This window comes from Herpetosiphon sp. (assembly GCF_003512625.1).
Classification (GTDB): Bacteria; Chloroflexota; Chloroflexia; order Chloroflexales; family Herpetosiphonaceae; genus Herpetosiphon; species Herpetosiphon aurantiacus.
The window spans coordinates 17,098-34,073 of record NZ_DOPT01000035.1 but is presented as its reverse complement, the minus strand read 5'-3'; the positions used below and the strand labels follow the sequence as shown (position 1 = coordinate 34,073).

At 47.5% G+C, this 16,976-nt stretch carries 12 protein-coding genes; 4 read left to right on the top strand and 8 right to left on the bottom strand.

Annotation, left to right across the window (positions count from 1 at the left end; all coding sequences use genetic code 11):
- Positions 1–11 precede the first annotated feature (11 nt).
- From DEF47_RS08495 to DEF47_RS08485, 3 genes are all read left to right on the top strand, one after another.
- Positions 12–1,754 (top strand): cache domain-containing protein, encoded by a 1,743-nt coding sequence (locus tag DEF47_RS08495; protein WP_012189753.1) that lies wholly within the window; start codon positions 12–14, stop codon positions 1,752–1,754.
- Between the two features lie 68 nt (positions 1,755–1,822).
- Positions 1,823–2,110, top strand: a complete 288-nt coding sequence (locus tag DEF47_RS08490; RefSeq protein ID WP_012189752.1) for a DUF1905 domain-containing protein — start codon at positions 1,823–1,825, stop codon at positions 2,108–2,110.
- Positions 2,111–2,119: 9 nt separating this feature from the next.
- A complete protein-coding gene (locus DEF47_RS08485; RefSeq protein ID WP_012189751.1) occupies positions 2,120–2,998 on the top strand; it encodes a PHP domain-containing protein in 879 nt (292 codons plus the stop codon).
- Here the strand turns inward: DEF47_RS08485 and DEF47_RS08480 are convergent.
- The 4 genes from DEF47_RS08480 to DEF47_RS08465 all read right to left on the bottom strand — a co-directional run bounded on the left by DEF47_RS08480 (position 2,986) and on the right by DEF47_RS08465 (position 9,339).
- Positions 2,986–5,691, bottom strand: a complete 2,706-nt coding sequence (locus DEF47_RS08480) for an ATP-binding protein (protein WP_012189750.1) — start codon at positions 5,689–5,691, stop codon at positions 2,986–2,988. The two genes, DEF47_RS08485 and DEF47_RS08480, sit on opposite strands and share 13 nt — an antisense overlap.
- Before the next feature lie 67 nt (positions 5,692–5,758).
- Positions 5,759–6,862: an STAS domain-containing protein gene (locus DEF47_RS08475; protein ID WP_012189749.1), complete on the bottom strand. Its 1,104-nt coding sequence runs from the start codon at positions 6,860–6,862 to the stop codon at positions 5,759–5,761.
- 39 nt (positions 6,863–6,901) lie between these two features.
- Positions 6,902–8,272: a hypothetical protein gene (locus tag DEF47_RS08470; RefSeq protein WP_012189748.1), complete on the bottom strand. Its 1,371-nt coding sequence runs from the start codon at positions 8,270–8,272 to the stop codon at positions 6,902–6,904.
- Positions 8,273–8,331: 59 nt separating this feature from the next.
- Entirely contained in the window at positions 8,332–9,339 is a 1,008-nt protein-coding gene (locus DEF47_RS08465; RefSeq protein WP_012189747.1) for a sugar ABC transporter substrate-binding protein, read from the bottom strand.
- A 450-nt stretch (positions 9,340–9,789) separates the two neighbouring features.
- On the opposite strand from DEF47_RS08465, the gene DEF47_RS08460 reads away from it, so the two are divergent.
- Positions 9,790–11,013: a S8 family peptidase gene (locus DEF47_RS08460; protein WP_287045078.1), complete on the top strand. Its 1,224-nt coding sequence runs from the start codon at positions 9,790–9,792 to the stop codon at positions 11,011–11,013.
- A gap of 135 nt (positions 11,014–11,148) precedes the next feature.
- Here the strand turns inward: DEF47_RS08460 and DEF47_RS08455 are convergent, their stop codons facing one another.
- The 4 genes from DEF47_RS08455 to DEF47_RS08440 form a co-directional block, all read right to left on the bottom strand.
- Positions 11,149–12,009 carry a complex I NDUFA9 subunit family protein gene (locus DEF47_RS08455; RefSeq protein WP_012189745.1) on the bottom strand — a complete coding sequence of 287 codons (861 nt, stop codon included), beginning with the start codon at positions 12,007–12,009 and terminating at the stop codon, positions 11,149–11,151.
- An 8-nt stretch (positions 12,010–12,017) separates the two neighbouring features.
- Positions 12,018–12,752: a DUF2071 domain-containing protein gene (locus DEF47_RS08450; protein ID WP_012189744.1), complete on the bottom strand. Its 735-nt coding sequence runs from the start codon at positions 12,750–12,752 to the stop codon at positions 12,018–12,020.
- Positions 12,753–12,760: 8 nt separating this feature from the next.
- Entirely contained in the window at positions 12,761–13,303 is a 543-nt protein-coding gene (locus tag DEF47_RS08445) for a hypothetical protein (RefSeq protein ID WP_012189743.1), read from the bottom strand.
- Positions 13,304–13,439: 136 nt separating this feature from the next.
- Positions 13,440–16,970, bottom strand: a complete 3,531-nt coding sequence (locus DEF47_RS08440; RefSeq protein ID WP_012189742.1) for a hypothetical protein — start codon at positions 16,968–16,970, stop codon at positions 13,440–13,442.
- Positions 16,971–16,976 lie beyond the last annotated feature (6 nt).

Sequence of the window (16,976 nt, the reverse complement as noted above, 5' to 3'; positions counted from 1 at the left end):
GAGGATGGACGATGCTCCATAGTTTACGCAGGCAAGTTATTGTTATCCTCTTATTGGGAACATCGCTCTTGGCGTTGCTCAATTTAGCAATTAATGCTCGTGGCTTGGTGGCAGTGCGCAACCAAGCCACCAACGATAGCACCGCCGCGCTGCAAGCCCAAGCTGAACAATATCTCCTGCGCATTGCCCAAAGCCATGCTGCTAGCACTGGGCAAACAGTCCGCGGTGTGCAACAATTAGCGGTTACCACCCGCACCTATTTGCAACAACCAACTAATCAAATTCCAAACTTGCCTGAGTTGAACGTAGCACGTAATGGCCGTCAATATGCCAGCGGGGCAACCACGGTCTTGGTGATTGCTAATCCTGATCAGACTCAAGCATTAGCTGACATTCGCTATAGTCAACGGCTCGAAGATGTTTTGCCAAGCTTGCAAATCAGCGTGCCTGAAATTGTGCGCATCTCATATCTGACGGCCAACACCTTGCGCACCTATCCCAACATGACTCCCAATGATCCGCCAGCGGATTGGTTGCCTAGCCAAGAGGCGGCGTATCAAGCAAGTTTGCCTGAGAATAACCCGAGTCGCGCCTTAGTCTGGACAGAGGTACATCAATCGATTGATCAATCGCAAGCGTTGATCTCGGTTGCGGCACCAGTTTATGCCAACGCCGATTTTTTGGGCACCGTCAGCGTCGATGTTAGCCTTGATCGGTTGAGTTTCTATCTCAAGGGATTAATCATCGATCAATCGAGCTTTGCTTTTTTGATTACCCGTAATGGTGAAGTTGTGGCGGTTACCGAGGCTGGCCAGGGCGGGATTGTTCAGCAAATTTTGACCAATCAAGCTAACATGCCCAGTTCATCAATGATCAGCGATCTGCAAGCGGGTCGCGATGGAGTAACCACAGTCCGCTTGAGTGGGCGCGGCTATGTGGTAGCCTATGCGGCAATTAGCGGTATTCCATGGGGTTTAGGCTTGGCTTCGCCCTTGGATGAAATTACGGCGCGAACCACTGAAACCGCCAACCAAATTGCCACGATCACCAACCAAAGCCTTGGATTGAGCATCGGTTTGGCTTTGATTGCGGTTATTTTGTTTGGTTTTGGAATGGCATTGATTCTGCGCCGCCAATTTCTTAAGCCGCTGACTGGCTTAATTGGGGCAACCAATCGGGTTGCCGATGGCGATCTCCAGCCAATTGAGGTTGAGAGCAATAATGAATTAGGCCAGTTAGCCAGCTCATTTAATAGCATGACTGCTGCTTTACAGGTTTCGCGCCAAGAAACCGAGGCCAAAGAGGCTGCCCGTGAAGCTGCAATGCAGCGCTTGAGTGAAGTGGTGGTTAATCTCGAACACTCACTTGCTGAACGCCAACAGTTATCGCAACTGCTGCGTGATGTTGCCTCACCAGTCATCCCAATTCTAAAAGGGGTGTTGGTGATGCCATTGATTGGCAGTTTGGATGGCGAACGGGTGCAACAAGCCACCTCAATTCTCTTAACCCGAGTTGAACGCGAACGCGCCCGCAAAGTGTTGATTGATATTACGGGTGTGCCAATGATGGATGAGCAAGCTGCTCAAGCGTTGTTGACTATGATGAATGGCTTGCGTTTGTTGGGAGCCAGTGTGATTTTGGTAGGGGTTGCTCCTGAAGTTGCCCAAATTCTGACTACCTTGTCGGTGGATTTGAGTTCAGTCCAGACCTCAGCCGATTTGCGTACAGCCGTTGCCCAACTAAGTCGTTCGTAAATTTGTGTAGCTTGCTATCAGACCCATGCATCGTGCATGGGTTCTTGATTTAATCTTAGGAGTTTCGTGTGACCTTTGATTTTACTGGGCCAATTTGGTTTTGGAAGGGGCCAGCTCCATGGTATTTCGTCACTGTTCCGTTTGAACAGAGCCAAGCAATCAAGGCGGTTGCTGGGTTGGTGACCTATGGCTGGGGCGTGATTCCGGCTCAAGTGCAAATTGGCAGTACAACCTGGAGTACATCGCTGATTCCCAAAGATGGCCTGTATCTTGTGCCGATCAAAAAGCCGATTCGTTTGGCCGAGCAGCTTAACGAAGGTGATCTGGTGAATATTCAGCTTGTGATTGGTCAGTGAGGCATCCAGATGACGCTTGTTAAACGTTCAACCACAAACTTGGTGTTAGCTGCCGATGCAGCGATCGACTTACAATTGCATACAACGGCCAGTGATGGCCAGTGGTCAGCACTTAATCTGATTCACCATTTGAAGCGTGAAGGCTTTGGCTTGGCCGCAATTACCGACCATGATCGGCCTGATATGGCGCAATCAATGCAGGATTTGGCGGTGGCTGAAGGTATGCCCTTGTTGGTAGCGACTGAAATGAGCTGTCTTTGGCGCGAACAGCTGGTCGATTTGCTGTGTTTTGGCTTTGAGCTTGGGCCAAATCCACTCATGGCGATTGCCGCTGAGCTGTATCAACGCCAGCAAGCAATCATCGCCAAGGCCTTTGCGTATTGTTGTGATCAAGGCTATTTGACACAGCAACACCAAGCCCAAATTGTCGAGATTCTAGCCCAACCCTCGGCTCAACAACCTCATTTATTGGCAGCCTTGGTCAAGCAACAGAACCCAACTCTTGCTCCAGCTCAATTTTCGCAACTGATACAAGCCTCAGGCTGCGATTTTGCAACTAATCCGATTGCTGCGGTTGTGGCAGCGGCGCAGCAGAGTGGGGCAATCTGCATCTTGGCCCATCCAGGCCGCAGCGATGGCTTTGTCTGTTTTGATCAAGCGCTGCTCGATGCGTTACGCGCTGAAGTACCCTTGGATGGAATTGAGGCCGATTATCCCTTACATACTGCTGAACAAGCTGCCTTATACCGTAGCTATGCCCAACAGCACAAGCTTCTGATCAGCGCTGGCTCCGATTCGCATAGCCCCAATAAACCGCCGATTCGCTATCGAGCTGCTGATTATCAAGCATTGTTGGAACGATTGGGGATTATAGTTCAAGCTGATTGAGTTTCGTGATTAAAAGGCTTGAGCAATTGTTCAAGCGTTTGGGTCGCCCCAGTTTGCCAAATGTGGGCAAATTGCTCAGGGCTAAGTTGTTGTTGACACCATGCAAGGCTGGTTTGCCATGCTGCTTGTTCCGGTACGGAGCGCAGGCGTGGTAAGCTTTGGCGTTGTTGTTCGGCAGCGCTCAGCAATTGCAAGCAGGCTGCGGCTTGATGGGCTTGCTTGCTCAACCATAGGCTATGTGCCAAGCCTTCAAGACATTCGACCAAGCCCCATGGCAAATCGTTGGCTTGGTACATTTGAATACTAGCCAGAAACCAGCTTTGGGCTACTTCAGGCTGGCATTTGAGTAAAGCAATTGTGCCCAAACGCGCCTTGAGCCAGGCAATTGCCCAAGCAGGCTCGTCGCGTTCGAAGATTGCCAATTGTTGCTCAAACGCATAGGCTTGGGTCAAATCGCCTTCGAGAATACCCAGCCAATTGAGGTGAATGCTGGCCCAACGAATCGCCGAGGGTTCTTTAAGTAGTTGGGCTTGCTCAAGGCTGGCTTGAAACCGTTCACGGGCCTGTTGATAGTGGCCTTGCTCTAATGCCGAACGCCCAAGATGCCGCAAAATCTCAAGATAAATTTGTTGATATTGATGGTTTTGAGCGAGCTTGAGACCTTCGTTGAGCAATAACTCGGCATCAGCATACCGCCCTTGATCAATCGCCATTTGGCCGAGTGCTTTGGTTTGATGCACGATGCTCCACGAATGGGCCAAGCGGCGTGAGGTCGCTAAGGCTGCTTCTAAAAAATGCCGCGCTTGTTTGGCTTGACCCTGTGATTGTAAGGCTGCTCCCAGATGGAACAACGACCAAGCAATCTCCTCTTGATCGTCGAGTTGGCGGAAGAGACTTAAACTTTCTTGATAGGCTCGCATGGCAAAATCGCGCTGCCCCGCCCACTCGGCCAATAAGCCAACCCCATGCAACGCTCGGGCAATTCCCTGTTGATCGTCGAGGCTGGTGGCGAGGTGCAGGCTTTGCTCGAACATGGCTTGTGCCAAATCATGCTGATGTAAATCGACTGCCAACCAACCAGCACCCCAAAGCACTTTGGCACGGGCTTGTTGATAAGCTTCGCTATTGACCAGCGGTAAGGCCAAAGCCAACTCAATCCAGTGCAAACCTTCACGCCAGAGATGCCGAATTTGCCAAAATTTCCAGAGCGAACCAATCAGCTGCAATAATGCTTCGGCTGCTTGCTGCGCCACAAGCCAATTGAGCGCATCCCAAAGGTTGCTACGCTCCCACGTCAAGCGCTCAAGCCATAATGCTTCTTGTTGGCCGAGTTGTTGCTCGGCGTGTTGGGCCAGTTGGATGTAATAATGGGCATGTCGCCAGCGCAATGCGTGAGCCTCGCTGGTTTGTTCAAGCTGCTCTAGCCCATATTCGCGAATAATTTCGAGCATGGCAAAGGTGGCGATGCCATCATTTGAGCTTTCTTCGCGCACCAAACTTTTATCAAGCAAATTGAGCAAGATTGTGAGAACTTGGGGTTTGGCAATTTGAGCTTGACACAGATATTCGGCGGCACCTAATGTCCAATGGTTGGCAAACAGGCTGAGCGTGCGAAAAATAGTTTGCTCGTTGGGCGTGAGCAGCGTGTAGCTCCAGGCAATTAAATTGCGCAAGGTTTGATGCCGCTCAGGCAAATCGCTATTGCCTTGATCGAACAATTCGAGCCGGCGATCGAGCCTCGCGAGCATTGCTTGGGGTGGTAGGCCACGAATTCGCGCCGCAGCAAGCTCGATTGCTAAGGGTAAGCCATCTAATCGCCGGCAAATTTCGCCAACGATCGCGCGATTTTGGGCTGTTAGGCTAAATTGAGGTTGCACCATTTTGGCGCGAAGCTCAAATAATTCCACGGCGGAATAGTTGGTTTCGGCGCTAGCTTGGTGCTCAGGTGGGTGTTGTGGTACATCGAGCGGTGGCAAATCAATCAGGTGTTCATCGTGTAATTTCAAGGCAAAACGACTGGTTATCAGCATTTTGAGCTTGTTACATTGGGTGATCAATTGACTGATAATTGGCACAACCATCATCACATGCTCAAGATTATCGAGCATCAGCAAGATCGATCGTTGGTCAATTGCGCCGATCAATTGCTCTAAGGTTGATTGATGAGTTGGTTGGGGAATTTCAAGTGTTTGGGCGATCAGAGTTGGTAGCTGTTCGGCATCGTGCAACGAAGCTAAGCCAATAAAAAAGCTCCCATCACTGAAATGTGCTTGAATCTGCTGGGCAAGCTGGCTTGCAAAATGGGTTTTACCAACACCACCTGGGCCGACAATGCTCAGCAAACGGGTGCTTGACTGGAGCAATAGCTGACTGGCATGGGCCAATAATTCCTCGCGACCAATTAAGGGTTGGGTTGGCTCAGGCAGGCGTTTCACGAGTGGAACGGGGTTGATTGGGCTTGGTGGTTGATGCACCCGCGCAGTTTGGACAAAGAGTGATTGCTGTTCGGCTGGAATCTGCAAAAAGCTGGCGAGCCGTTCGGCCAATTGGCGCGAAGGGCGGCGCGTACCATACTCAAGCTGACGTAACATAGCCAACGAACAGCCAACTTGGTGGGCTAACTCGGCTCTGCCAAGGCCCAATTGCTTACGAGCCTGTTTGATCCATTCAGGGAAGATTGGCCGATCATCCATCGTGCAAGTCTCTATCGGTTGCGCTAACGCAGCCTGCAAAACAATTGCTAGTATACCCGAAGGCTGGCTAGCTATCGAATAACAGCCGACTATGCTGCTGAATTGCCGCTTGCAGATCGCGAAAAACCCGTACATTGCCAAGCTCGTGGCCCATACTTACAATGGCTTGGGCTGCTTCAGGCCGCACGCCGATGAATGCAACGGCTGCCCCAAGCAAGCTGCTGGCATGGACAATCTGCTGAAGCATGGCTGCCCCAGCCTGATCAAGCACCGCAACTCCAGTTAAATCTAAGAGCAGAATTTTGGCTTGATAGGTCTCAACCGCCTGTAAAAGCTGCGCTTGAACATCGTGTAAACGTTGCTGATCAAACGTGCCAATCAGTGGGGCAAGTAACATGTGTTGATGCAATGGCAAGATTGGCAAACTCAAGGAACGAATGGTTGAACGTTGTTGATCATTCTCGTTCAACAAACGGGCTTGTTCAGCGATCAGCTGTTCCGAATTTGCCAAACTTTGGCGTAATTCTGCCGTGCTTTCGTCAACTCGTTGGCTGAGTTGATCACGCTCATCTTGCAGTGTTTTAGTTAATTCGCGGCTCCGCTGCTGAGCTAGATTCATTGCGTGGATGGCTTGATGGGTAGTGCGTGAGCCAACATAGCCCAAACCAATAATCATCAACAAGAGGGTGCTGGCCAAGCCGAATACTTCGCTATTTTGCGGCAATGTTTGCGGAATATTTTGAGTTAATAGCGCGAGCAAACCTAACGCAGCCAAACTCGTGCCACTGGCGAACAGTAAACCGCGCGGCGAAAGCGTGATAAAGGCCATCAGAATTGGTAAGAGAAAGAAAAATGGCGTAAAAGCTACCCGATTGGCCAATACTGGCGCTGCGATCAGGGCCATGAGTGCGGCGGTAATCAATAATCCGGCGGCGCGATTGGCCATTCCACGGCGAGCCAGCCAAATTGCTGCTAGCCCAAGCAACCCAAATGGGCTGGTGAGTAAGGCAGTTTCGCGCCAGCCAGTTGCAAAAATGCTGAAAATACCAATTAATGTGATACAGCAAACCAAAAAGAAGGTAATCCCAACGATGGCCTTACCACGCCGCCGAATATTTGCGTCGGCGTGGTTGATTCGAAAAAGCCCTGCGAGTAAAGCCTTAAAACGCATAGTGCTATGATATCCAGCTAAAATGGCCTTTGGTGATCATTATTCAGCAATCGTTGCCAAAATTAAACGATATGGTTTGCCTTGATCTGCTAAATCAATGATGACATATTTAATTAGATAGCCGCGTTGATAGTGGGAATCGGTATACCCAAGGTAGAGATTGGGAGCCGCGATGGTTTCCATTATACTGCGGGTTTTTACTTTATTTGCGTAAGCTTGATCATAAAATTGCTCAAGTTCGACGATACTTTTGCTTGATGTAAAGAGGGTCTGACTAATCGTTGTCGCATAGCCAACGTGATCTAAAACTGAGGCAATTTGCAGTTGAAAACTTCCGTCGGCAATCTCAGGGTCGTCAAGTGCATAAAACGTCACCGGATCAGGCCAAATGATGCTTGGTAATATTGGTACTGGAGTTGCTGTTACTGGGCGATCGGCAATCGTAGGGGTTGGTTTTTCAGGAATATCAGTCGTTAATGTTTGGATTACCAAAACCTGATCGGGGTGAGTTTCTGGATCAAACAACATCATGAGGACAGCGATAGCGACTGGTGTTTGATCAATGGTTTTACTATAAACAATATGCGAATAACGATCATCACCTTGGCCGCTAATCCGCTCCCAGTCACGATTATTAAGTTTTGAGCTAATAGTTGCATATACCAAGCTAAGGCGATCGGTGCTAATGAATACATTGCGACCCAAAATATTTGTATAGGGTTCTGCTGCATGCCAATTTATTAATAATTGATCAATTTTTTCATCGGAGCCAAATCCATAGGCATCACCCCAGGTTGGAATTTCATATGACTCGGGAATTGCAACTTCGTAGCCTTCGATTGTTCGAGTTGATGTCGTTGCGGCTTGAGTTGGCTTGACAGTTGGGGTGGGCTTTTCAGGAATATCAGTGGTTAAGGTTTGGACAATTAAGACTAATTCTGGGTCATTGGTTGTGATAGTAGACATAATAATTGTATCTAAAGCAACGCTAGTTTGATCAAATACTTTGCTATAAACGAGATGAACGAATTCCGGGTCATCATTGCGCGTAATATAATCCCATTTATCCTGCTTAATTCGTGCATTAATTCGAGAATGAATCGCATCATATGGATGTCTGCTGGTAAAGACACTGCGGCCTATAATATCGCTATATTGCTGCTTTGCAACCAATGAAATTAAAATTTGATCTATGTCAGCATTAGTCCCGATAATGTATGGTTCGCCATAGCGGGGTGCTTTATACGATTCAGGAATTGCAACTGTGTAGCCTTCGAGTGTGCTGACAGCTTCGGTTTGAGTTGGATTAGGGGTTGTAGTTTGACTACAGCCTGCTAAGAATAACGCCATGATTAAAAACCAACGCTTGACCATTTGTCTTCTCCTCATAATGCATTTAATTGCAGCCATAACGAAACTCCAAGTGCTAAACTTGGAGTTTCGTTGTAAGTAAAAAACTGGCTAATTATCTAGAGATTATCTTTAGTGATTAATTTTAGCTCGGTGCGAATCCAGCCGCTAAATTTCTCGCCTTTGAGCGTGCGATAGCCATAATCCATACCGATTGCTGCCATTTGCGCACCGTATTGTTCAACGGTCGCCAGCATTTTACCATCTTTGATCAAGGGTTGCACAGCAGGAATGTTATCAAAGCCCACGACTTTGATTTTATCGAGCAGATTGGCGGCTTCGAGTGCTTGGACTGCCCCAAAAGCCATTGAATCGTTGGCGCACATGATGCCTTGTAAGTCGGGATATTTTTTGAGCCATGCGGCGGTAATGCTTTGGCCTTCGCTGGTTTCCCAGTGGCCACTTTCAGCAACAACTAAATTTAAGCTGCCATCGGCGATGGCATCGTCGAAGCCTAAGCGGCGTTGGACGGCATTATCGGCCTCTGGATTGCCTTCGAGCACTGCGACTTTGCCGCCTGCGCCTAAGGCTTTGGCCAGCACCTCGCCCGACATTTTGGCTCCGGCACGATTATCGGGGCCAAAAAAGGCCAGATCGATGCCAGCAGCTTTTTTGGTTGCTTCATCAAGCGCAACGTCGATATTGATCACGACGATGCCAGCTTTGACCGCTTTGGCAACCGGGGCAACCAAGGCAATCGAATCGGCGGGAGCCAACACAATCACATCATATTGCTCATTAACTAAGCGCTCGAATGAAGCAATTTGGGTGGCGAAATCGCGCTCATCGTTAATGCCGGTGGCGGTGAAATCAAAGCGGGTTGCATTTTGGCGGGCATATTCTTCAGCGCCAGCCTGCATTTGTTGGAAAAACTCGTTGCTCAGCGATTTCATGACCAAGCCAATTTTGGGCTTAGTTGGGGTGGCGGTGCTTACCGGCGTGGCGCTGGTGGTTCCACAGCCAGCGAGTAGCCCGACAGTGGTAAACGCCCCGAAACGCAGAAAATCACGGCGGGAATATCCGACGGAGTTTACCAGAACTTGCGGCTTGTTGGTTGGCTTTTCCATTGGATGATCCTTTTGCACATGGGGAACACGATTCAGGCCTGAGACGAAATTACTGTGTTCTCACATTAATCTTGATTAAATTCGTCAAAATTTACGAGCAAGTTAACTATCGCAATTTTACCATTTGTGTCTAGCCTCAATAGTCCCATCCTGCTCTAGGAGTATGCTTAAACCCGTTTAAGCGCTTTTTAACATATCTGCATAAAGGTTATTAAATTTTTTTGACAAATCGGTTAAGATCCTTTAAGATATAACTAATCCACTGATACGGAGCTTGATAGTGTTGTTAGGTTCGTTTGCTGACTGCGTAAAAGGAGGACGCAACATCAGGATCATCGGCCTCACCGATCCTTCATGACAACGATGTGTAAAGGTGTAGGTACAGCCGCTGTTGGTTTGGTACTGCACGATTTTGGTTAAAAAATCAACCCACATGTTGAGGAGGCAACTTTGAAGCGTCTGTTTGTTTCGAGCATGTTGATCTTGGCGGTTAGTGCGTTTGCTGGCTCAAATTCATCATTCGCCCAGTCACGCGATGTAGAAAAACCCGTCGATATTGGCGATGCCGTTGGTCTCGACCTCAATGCCCCTGCTGTTCCTGGTCAGTTTGTCATCAAATTCAAGAATTCAACCTCAAAAGCTAGCCGCGCCAATAGCTTGAGTGCCTTGGGCGCAGTGCAAATCGATCGGATCGAAGCGCTTGACGCTGAAGTCGTCGAATTCGCTAGCTTGAAGAGCAACGATAGTTTGGCAATGCGCCAAGCCATGGTTGAAAGCTTGCTCAAAGATGGCAACATCGAATATGCCGAACCCAACTTTATCTATACTTCAACCTACACTCCCAACGACCCAGGTCGTAGCTCACAATGGGCATGGGGTGTAACCCAAGCATACACTGGTTGGGATATCACGCGCGGTAGCAGCAGCGTTGTCGTTGCGGTTGTTGACACTGGGATTCAAAGCACTCACCCTGATTTGGATGCCAAAATTGTCGCTGGCTACGACTACATCGATAATGACTCAACGCCAAATGATGGAAATGGCCACGGTACGCACGTCGCTGGGACGGTTGCTGCTGAAACCAACAATAGCACTGGTGGCGCAGGAACCTGCCCCAACTGTCGCTTGATGGGCGTTCGCGTCTTGAATAACAGCGGTAGCGGTACCTTGGCTGGTGTGGCCAATGGCATCACCTACGCTGCTAACAATGGCGCAAAGGTCATCAACTTAAGCCTTGGTGGCGGTGGTTCAACGGCCTTGCAAAATGCCGTCAACTACGCTTGGGGCCGTGGAGTATTCTTGGCTTGTGCCGCTGGTAACAGCAACACCTCAAGCACCACCAGCGCTTACCCAGCTGCGTATACCAACTGTTTTGCGGTTGCATCAACGACTTCAACCGATGCCCGCTCATCATTCTCAAACTATGGTACATGGGTCGAAGTGGCTGCCCCTGGTTCGAGCATCTACTCAACCTGGATTAACAGTGGCTACAACACGATCAATGGTACCTCAATGGCTACCCCACACGTTGCCGGTTTGGCTGGCTTGTTGTCATCACAAGGCTTGACCAACAGCCAAATCAAGAGCAAAATCTGCTCAAGCTCCGACCAAATTAGCGGGACTGGCACGCGCTGGACTTGCGGTCGGATCAACATCTACAAAGCTGTTCAATAGTTCGACTCTCATCTGACGGAATAAGTGGTCAGCTGACCGCTTGGTGTGTGGAAGTGTTCAATTGATCCTGTAAAAACCTAAGCAACCTATCAGATCAAAAGCCCATGGGACTAGCTAGACCATGGGCTTTTGATTTTAGGCGTTTGGCTCAAATCGGCGTGGTTCAAAGCCAAAATGCTGCCGAAAATCACTTAAATCGCAGGTGTTGCCTTGCAGCAAGAGGCTTAACTCAGCCCGATTAATTGGCCCTAATCCTGTGGTTGTGCCAATTTGTGCAATGATCTGGGTTAACCAGTTTGGCACAAACCACGGGCGTAATTGGCGATTTTGGCTAGCAGCCAAGCGCTCAAGTAATTGCCGAAAACTCAGTTGCTCACTACCACCAGCCTCAATTAGGCAATTGGTGATTGTTGGATCTTCGACAGCTTGCCTGATTGCGCGAACGAGATCGCCGATCTGAATCGGCTGAACTTGATAACTGCCATCGCCCAAAATTGGGGTGATTGGCAAGCGGGCTAAGCGTCGAAATAGCTCCATCGAATAGCAGCCTGCCCCATAGACAAAGCTCGGACGCAACACTACCCAAGGAACAGATTGTTGGCTCAGGGCTTGATCAGCCAGCGCTTTGCTGCGCACAAACGCTTGTGGTGCGGCAACATCGGCTCCCAAGGCACTAATCTGGATAATTTTTTGCAGCCCGTATTGTGCTGCCGCCTTGAATAGCGCAATTGGCACGCTGGTATGCACTGCTTGGAAACTGGCTTGGCGGCTTTCGCGCAACATTCCAACGCAATTAATCACCATGTCATGCTCAGCAAGTTGATCGAGCCACGTTGTCGGTTTAAGCCATTCGGCTGCCACATATTGCGTGGCTGAGTTGATTGGCGTGGTTGGTTTTTGGCGCACCAAGCAGGTTAATTGATGGCCTGCTTGGTGCAATTCCTCTGCTACATGCCGCCCAATAAAACCACTCGCTCCAGTCAGAAAAATGCGCATTGCTCACCTCAGTGCTGGTTCAATAAGACCTTGCGTCGATACCCGCGTAACCAGCGATAGGCAATTGGCTGAATTTCATAGCAAATTTCGGGTTGCACTGGATATGTTTTGAGCCATTGAACATCAGCCTGCTCGACATGACGGAGTTGATGTTGCCAAGCTGCTTCGTCGCGCTCAATCCGCACGATATTGGCTTCGCCTGGTTTACTAAGCGCGATCCCACGCGGCGGATATTTGAGATACGCGGCGGCTTGTTCAAGGTTATCAAAGATTGAATCGCTGGCGAGTTGGGCTGGTTGCTGATTGTTGATCTGAACACTGGCGGCTGCTACTGAACTATTAATCGAAATACTGGTCTGTTCAACAGAGCTTTTAACGATCACTGGTGTATGATGAAAATTGAAGTTAGTTACTAAATTACCAGCCCATGCTAATAGTGGCTGATCGCAATCGCTGCGCACAAAATACAAGCCTTGATCTATACCATATGGAGTTTTTAGATTGACATAAATGCGATAGGCCACATGCCAATAATTAAACCCTAAGGAGTGAGGTGCAAACCACGGACGCATATGCGAAACATGGCATATCACAATATTCCAAAAACCGAATCCTTGATATTCGGTGGCGGTTAATTCGGCAGGCAGCAACGTTTGAAATTGATCAATCGGCATGCGGTAGGTCAAAAGCCAGCAGCGATCGATCTGGCCTTGCATGGTGATTGGGTTGTGTAAAATCGGCATGAGCAACCTCATTTCGCTAAAAGATGGCGCAAGCGATAAAAACAAACTGCACCTGTGCCATTGAGCAGCAACATCCACAGTAGCCACGTTTGCCAACGGGCGAGCTTGATCATACTGAGTTGTTCGGCGAGAGCTGTGGCCATGCTCAAGTTGGCAATCAACACCAATAACAGATTGCGTTGCTGGGCGTAGGCTTGGCTTTTGAGCACATAGTTGAGCAGCGCCGCGATTAACAAAATCGTCTCGCCATAGCTCATGCTTACCAAACATGCCTGAATACAGCTATTAATGTTGCCTCGGCTAGCGAGCAATAAGGCTGGGCCAAGCACGAGCCAACCAGCACCAGACGATAAGGTCAGCCACCAAGCCGCGCCACGTTGCGACCATCGTGGGAGCGCTCGATTGAGCGAGCCGCCAAAGATCAACGAACCGCCAACTGCTAAACTGCTATGCAATAACCATGCACGATAAGGCCATTGTTGGAATGGTTGATCAAGCTGTTGGGCCAAGCTTTGTTTGGGCTGGCGTAATTGTTGAAAAAATGTTTGCATCGGGCGTATCTCACAGCTAATTGATGGATTAAGCTTAACATCGCTATGTTACAAACTTGTTACACCATGAAATTAGCCCAAACGAAAACCCCTTGGCAGGCCTGCCAAGGGGAATCTGCGTTATCAGCCTCTTAAGCTATAATCCGCCGAGATTGATTAATTGTAATGCTTCGTTATCGCTGCCATCGTTTAATTTTACCACCGCCGCCAAGCCCCCTATCAGGCTACTGAACAATGAACCACCCCACCCAATAATCGCAATAGTAAGTCCTTCTTCGCTATCTTTCACAATTTGTCCAATCCCAGCTACGATGCCACTAACATTCGACAAAATATCAGTTGTCCATGTCCAGCCATCAGCATGGTCAAGCCCATCAGCGATTAGTGCCATAATTATGATGACGAGATCGATTCCAGCCATTATTCCACCACTAATGCTTAGGTTGCGGATAATCGCATTTTGGACAGTATTGAGAATACTTAAGAGCCATGTGGTTATTTTTAGCCCATAGCCAGCCGCCGATTGGCCTGTTTTACGGACTGGGAAGGTTAGTAAGGCTTTCGTTGCGGCCAACACAATACTAACCTTTGCCGCACGGGATTTAACCGTAACTTGTTGCTCGGTGGCAGTAAGCTTAAATCCATTGGCGATTGTGATCATTGGTCCAACGATTGCTGCCAACAAGCCACCAACTTGTGAATAGACAACGCCAACCGATTTGATTGTTGAATCATTAAGCGCTTTGGCTGTGTCCAGCATCAGTTGTTGTTTGGGCTGACCCATAATCGTCGTGAACAAGTTAGGATCATCAAGCACCCGTGATTGATCGGTAAAGGGAGCCGAACCTACACTCGCTTTATAAATAATCGTTATCGGAATTGCCAGCAGCAAACAAACGCCGTTGACCACGCTGAAATCTTCGCCCTCGCCAAATAGTCCAGTCACCCACTTATACAGATCCGACAGCAATGGTATATCCAAATCATCAACAAGGGCGTGTTGAATATCTTTGGCTAGATCGACCACAAAATTGAGTAAGCCAATCAGCATCGTTTTAATTGGTTCGATGATGGTTGTGGCAAGATCAGCAAATAATTTAAGCGTAGCGCTGATCGTTACGCCACCAGTAATAATCTGTTTGAGATCATCAATATCGTTCTCCAGCGCTGCATATAATTGTTGACTGGTAGGGATTACTACATCATTTAAGAATTGGATAAATGGATTATGATCTAGATTCGCTCCTAATCCATTTAACATGCCGCTATGTTGGAGATGATAGGCCGACCAATTGCAGCCTGGCGATTGAAATGCTTGCTGTTGTTGATCGCTGCCTTGATTATTGGTTATTGCGTGTGGAGTTGTTGATTGCAATGAACTTGGCACCAATGTATTATGAATTTGCTGATTGAGTTGATCAAAGGTTGTATTGATGCTCTCAACCCAACCATTGACCTCATTTTCAAGCCGATTGACCCCATAATTAACTCCTTGACTGATAATTTGAGCCAAAACTTTGTGAGTATGCCAAATATCATCCCAACCAAACAAAAATCCTAGCCACTTAATCAGCGTTTCGATGCCAACTTTGATTAATTGGAAAATCCAGCTCAATACTTTATAGATACTGGCAATTGAATCAAGCACGATGTTATAGACTTTATCAGCGACCTTAAGAATAAAATTTAAACCCTGCTCAGCCTCTTTAATCAGGAACGAAACTCCATTGCTTAGATAAGTAATGCCTTGCTCGATTTTGTCAATGCCTGCAACGAAAAAATGTTCAATTTCATGCCAGACATCGCCAAAGGCATCGCCGATGTCATCAAAAATATCGTCAACCGAATTTAAACTTAGCGTTGCCACGCTACGATTGCGACTGACCTGCATGGTTAATTGTTTGGCAACAGGTTGGGAAGAATTGAGTTTTCCAGTTTGTTTGGTATTCTTGGCGGTGAGTACAACGTAGGTATTATTGCCCATTGGCCCAACAATTTGGCTGCTAAGTTGATGTAATTGACCAATATTCTGGGCTACACTATTCAATGCTGTGCTATCGAAATTACCACTGATAACAGGTGATCCATCAGCAGTTTTGGCGTTTTTTAAATCATCCCCCGATTTAATTGTCTGAAACCCTTTACTAATTTTGCCATGCGGATAAATATTCAGGGTTTGATCGATAAAATCTGCCTGAACATGAATAATTGGTGCAGTCAAATCGCTGGCTGGGAGAATAATGGTTAAATTTCCCAAGGCATCGGTTGGTACTTGCGCCAACACATCTTGATCGAGGCTGTAAATTCGACCATTGATGGTTGCATAACTCCAAGTCGAACAATTAATTGCTAATGGAATATTTGCCAATGCCATGCCATTTTGATCTTGGAGTTGGATATGCGTGGTATAAGAATTGAAATTGAGCAAATAGCTTTGATCAGCGATGCTTATAGTTCGTTGACTCCAAAGCGTTGTATTTGGATCTTGCCAATAGTGCACAACCTGCTGCTGTTGATCAACCACAAATAATTCATTGGCTTTGCTCAATAGACTGCGCGTTGGGGCGATATGCACAACTGTATCGCTAAATAAAATTGGTTCATTAAAGGTATAAGGTGAGCCATGTTTTCCTGCAATATAATACAACTTGCTTGGGCTGGCCATAACCCATAGGCCAATGTTGTCGCCAGCAGTTGTTACAATAATTTGATGCACATCTTTAATTGCATCGGTGATTTTTTGCATTCCATCCAAGCGCGAATTGGCAAAGACATACACACCATCGGTTGTTCCAACATAAACATCTGAAGAAATATTGAGTGGACTGGTTTGTGTACCTAAGGCGGTTGTCATACAGGTATAGGTCAAATGAGCATATTCAGCCGGAATCCCTGCATTACCTGGGCTGAAATCATACTGGAGCGAACCCTGAAATTGATCTGCTAAGGTTGTTGCTTCTAAGGTTTGGGTTGCACCAATTTGATACAAAAAGAAAAAAGCTCGTTGGCCAATCGCATGTCCAGCAGTTACTTCTAATAAACTACCAGGATTACTAAGCACATTTTCTGGGAATTGGAGCGTTTGTGATGTTTGACCATCAATCACCTGATAGTAGAATTTTGCATTATTAATTGAACCAACAATGATAATGATTGGTGAATGACCATCATCTGATGTGCCCAGCCGAATTGATTCGGCTTGAAGTGTTGGATCAAGCCCAGCAATTTCCTTGGATTGTTGGCTTAATTTCGTCCAATCAGTTTTTGTGTAATCGTTAGAAAGCATACTTGCAGTAAATACCGCAGTTTTTGTTTGATCTGCTGTTGCTAAGGCCAGCGTAATCGAAATTAACCCATTAACATCTTGGCTAAGATCAAAAGCAACAGCATGACTGTATTTGCTCCATTGGGTGCTCAGATCAATCACTTGCCAGCCATTCGGTGTTGCTTCATCGTATTTAATCAAATGAAGTATTTGATCCGTGCCAATTGAAAAGAGCATTGGCTTGCCAGCACTATCTTGCACCACAGCCAAATTACTGGTTGGCGAAATTGGCGATGATTGTTGACTATTTTGCATTAGTTCAGCTGAAACTTGAAACGATATTTGATCAGTTGAGAAATTGGTCGTTGGCAAGGTTATTAAATCAACAGGTGAATTTGACATAAAACT

Excerpts from the sequence above, each read along its gene's own strand:
- DEF47_RS08465 (WP_012189747.1), bottom strand. The coding sequence starts at position 9,339 with ATGGAAAAGCCAACCAACAAGCCGCAAGTTCTGGTAAACTCCGTCGGA.
- DEF47_RS08470 (WP_012189748.1), bottom strand. The coding sequence starts at position 8,272 with ATGGCTGCAATTAAATGCATTATGAGGAGAAGACAAATGGTCAAGCGT.
- DEF47_RS08480 (WP_012189750.1), bottom strand. The coding sequence starts at position 5,691 with ATGGATGATCGGCCAATCTTCCCTGAATGGATCAAACAGGCTCGTAAG.
- DEF47_RS08455 (WP_012189745.1), bottom strand. The coding sequence starts at position 12,009 with ATGCGCATTTTTCTGACTGGAGCGAGTGGTTTTATTGGGCGGCATGTA.
- DEF47_RS08475 (WP_012189749.1), bottom strand. The coding sequence starts at position 6,862 with ATGCGTTTTAAGGCTTTACTCGCAGGGCTTTTTCGAATCAACCACGCC.
- DEF47_RS08495 (WP_012189753.1), top strand. The coding sequence starts at position 12 with ATGCTCCATAGTTTACGCAGGCAAGTTATTGTTATCCTCTTATTGGGA.
- DEF47_RS08445 (WP_012189743.1), bottom strand. The coding sequence starts at position 13,303 with ATGCAAACATTTTTTCAACAATTACGCCAGCCCAAACAAAGCTTGGCC.
- DEF47_RS08450 (WP_012189744.1), bottom strand. The coding sequence starts at position 12,752 with ATGCCGATTTTACACAACCCAATCACCATGCAAGGCCAGATCGATCGC.
- DEF47_RS08485 (WP_012189751.1), top strand. The coding sequence starts at position 2,120 with ATGACGCTTGTTAAACGTTCAACCACAAACTTGGTGTTAGCTGCCGAT.
- DEF47_RS08440 (WP_012189742.1), bottom strand. The coding sequence starts at position 16,970 with ATGTCAAATTCACCTGTTGATTTAATAACCTTGCCAACGACCAATTTC.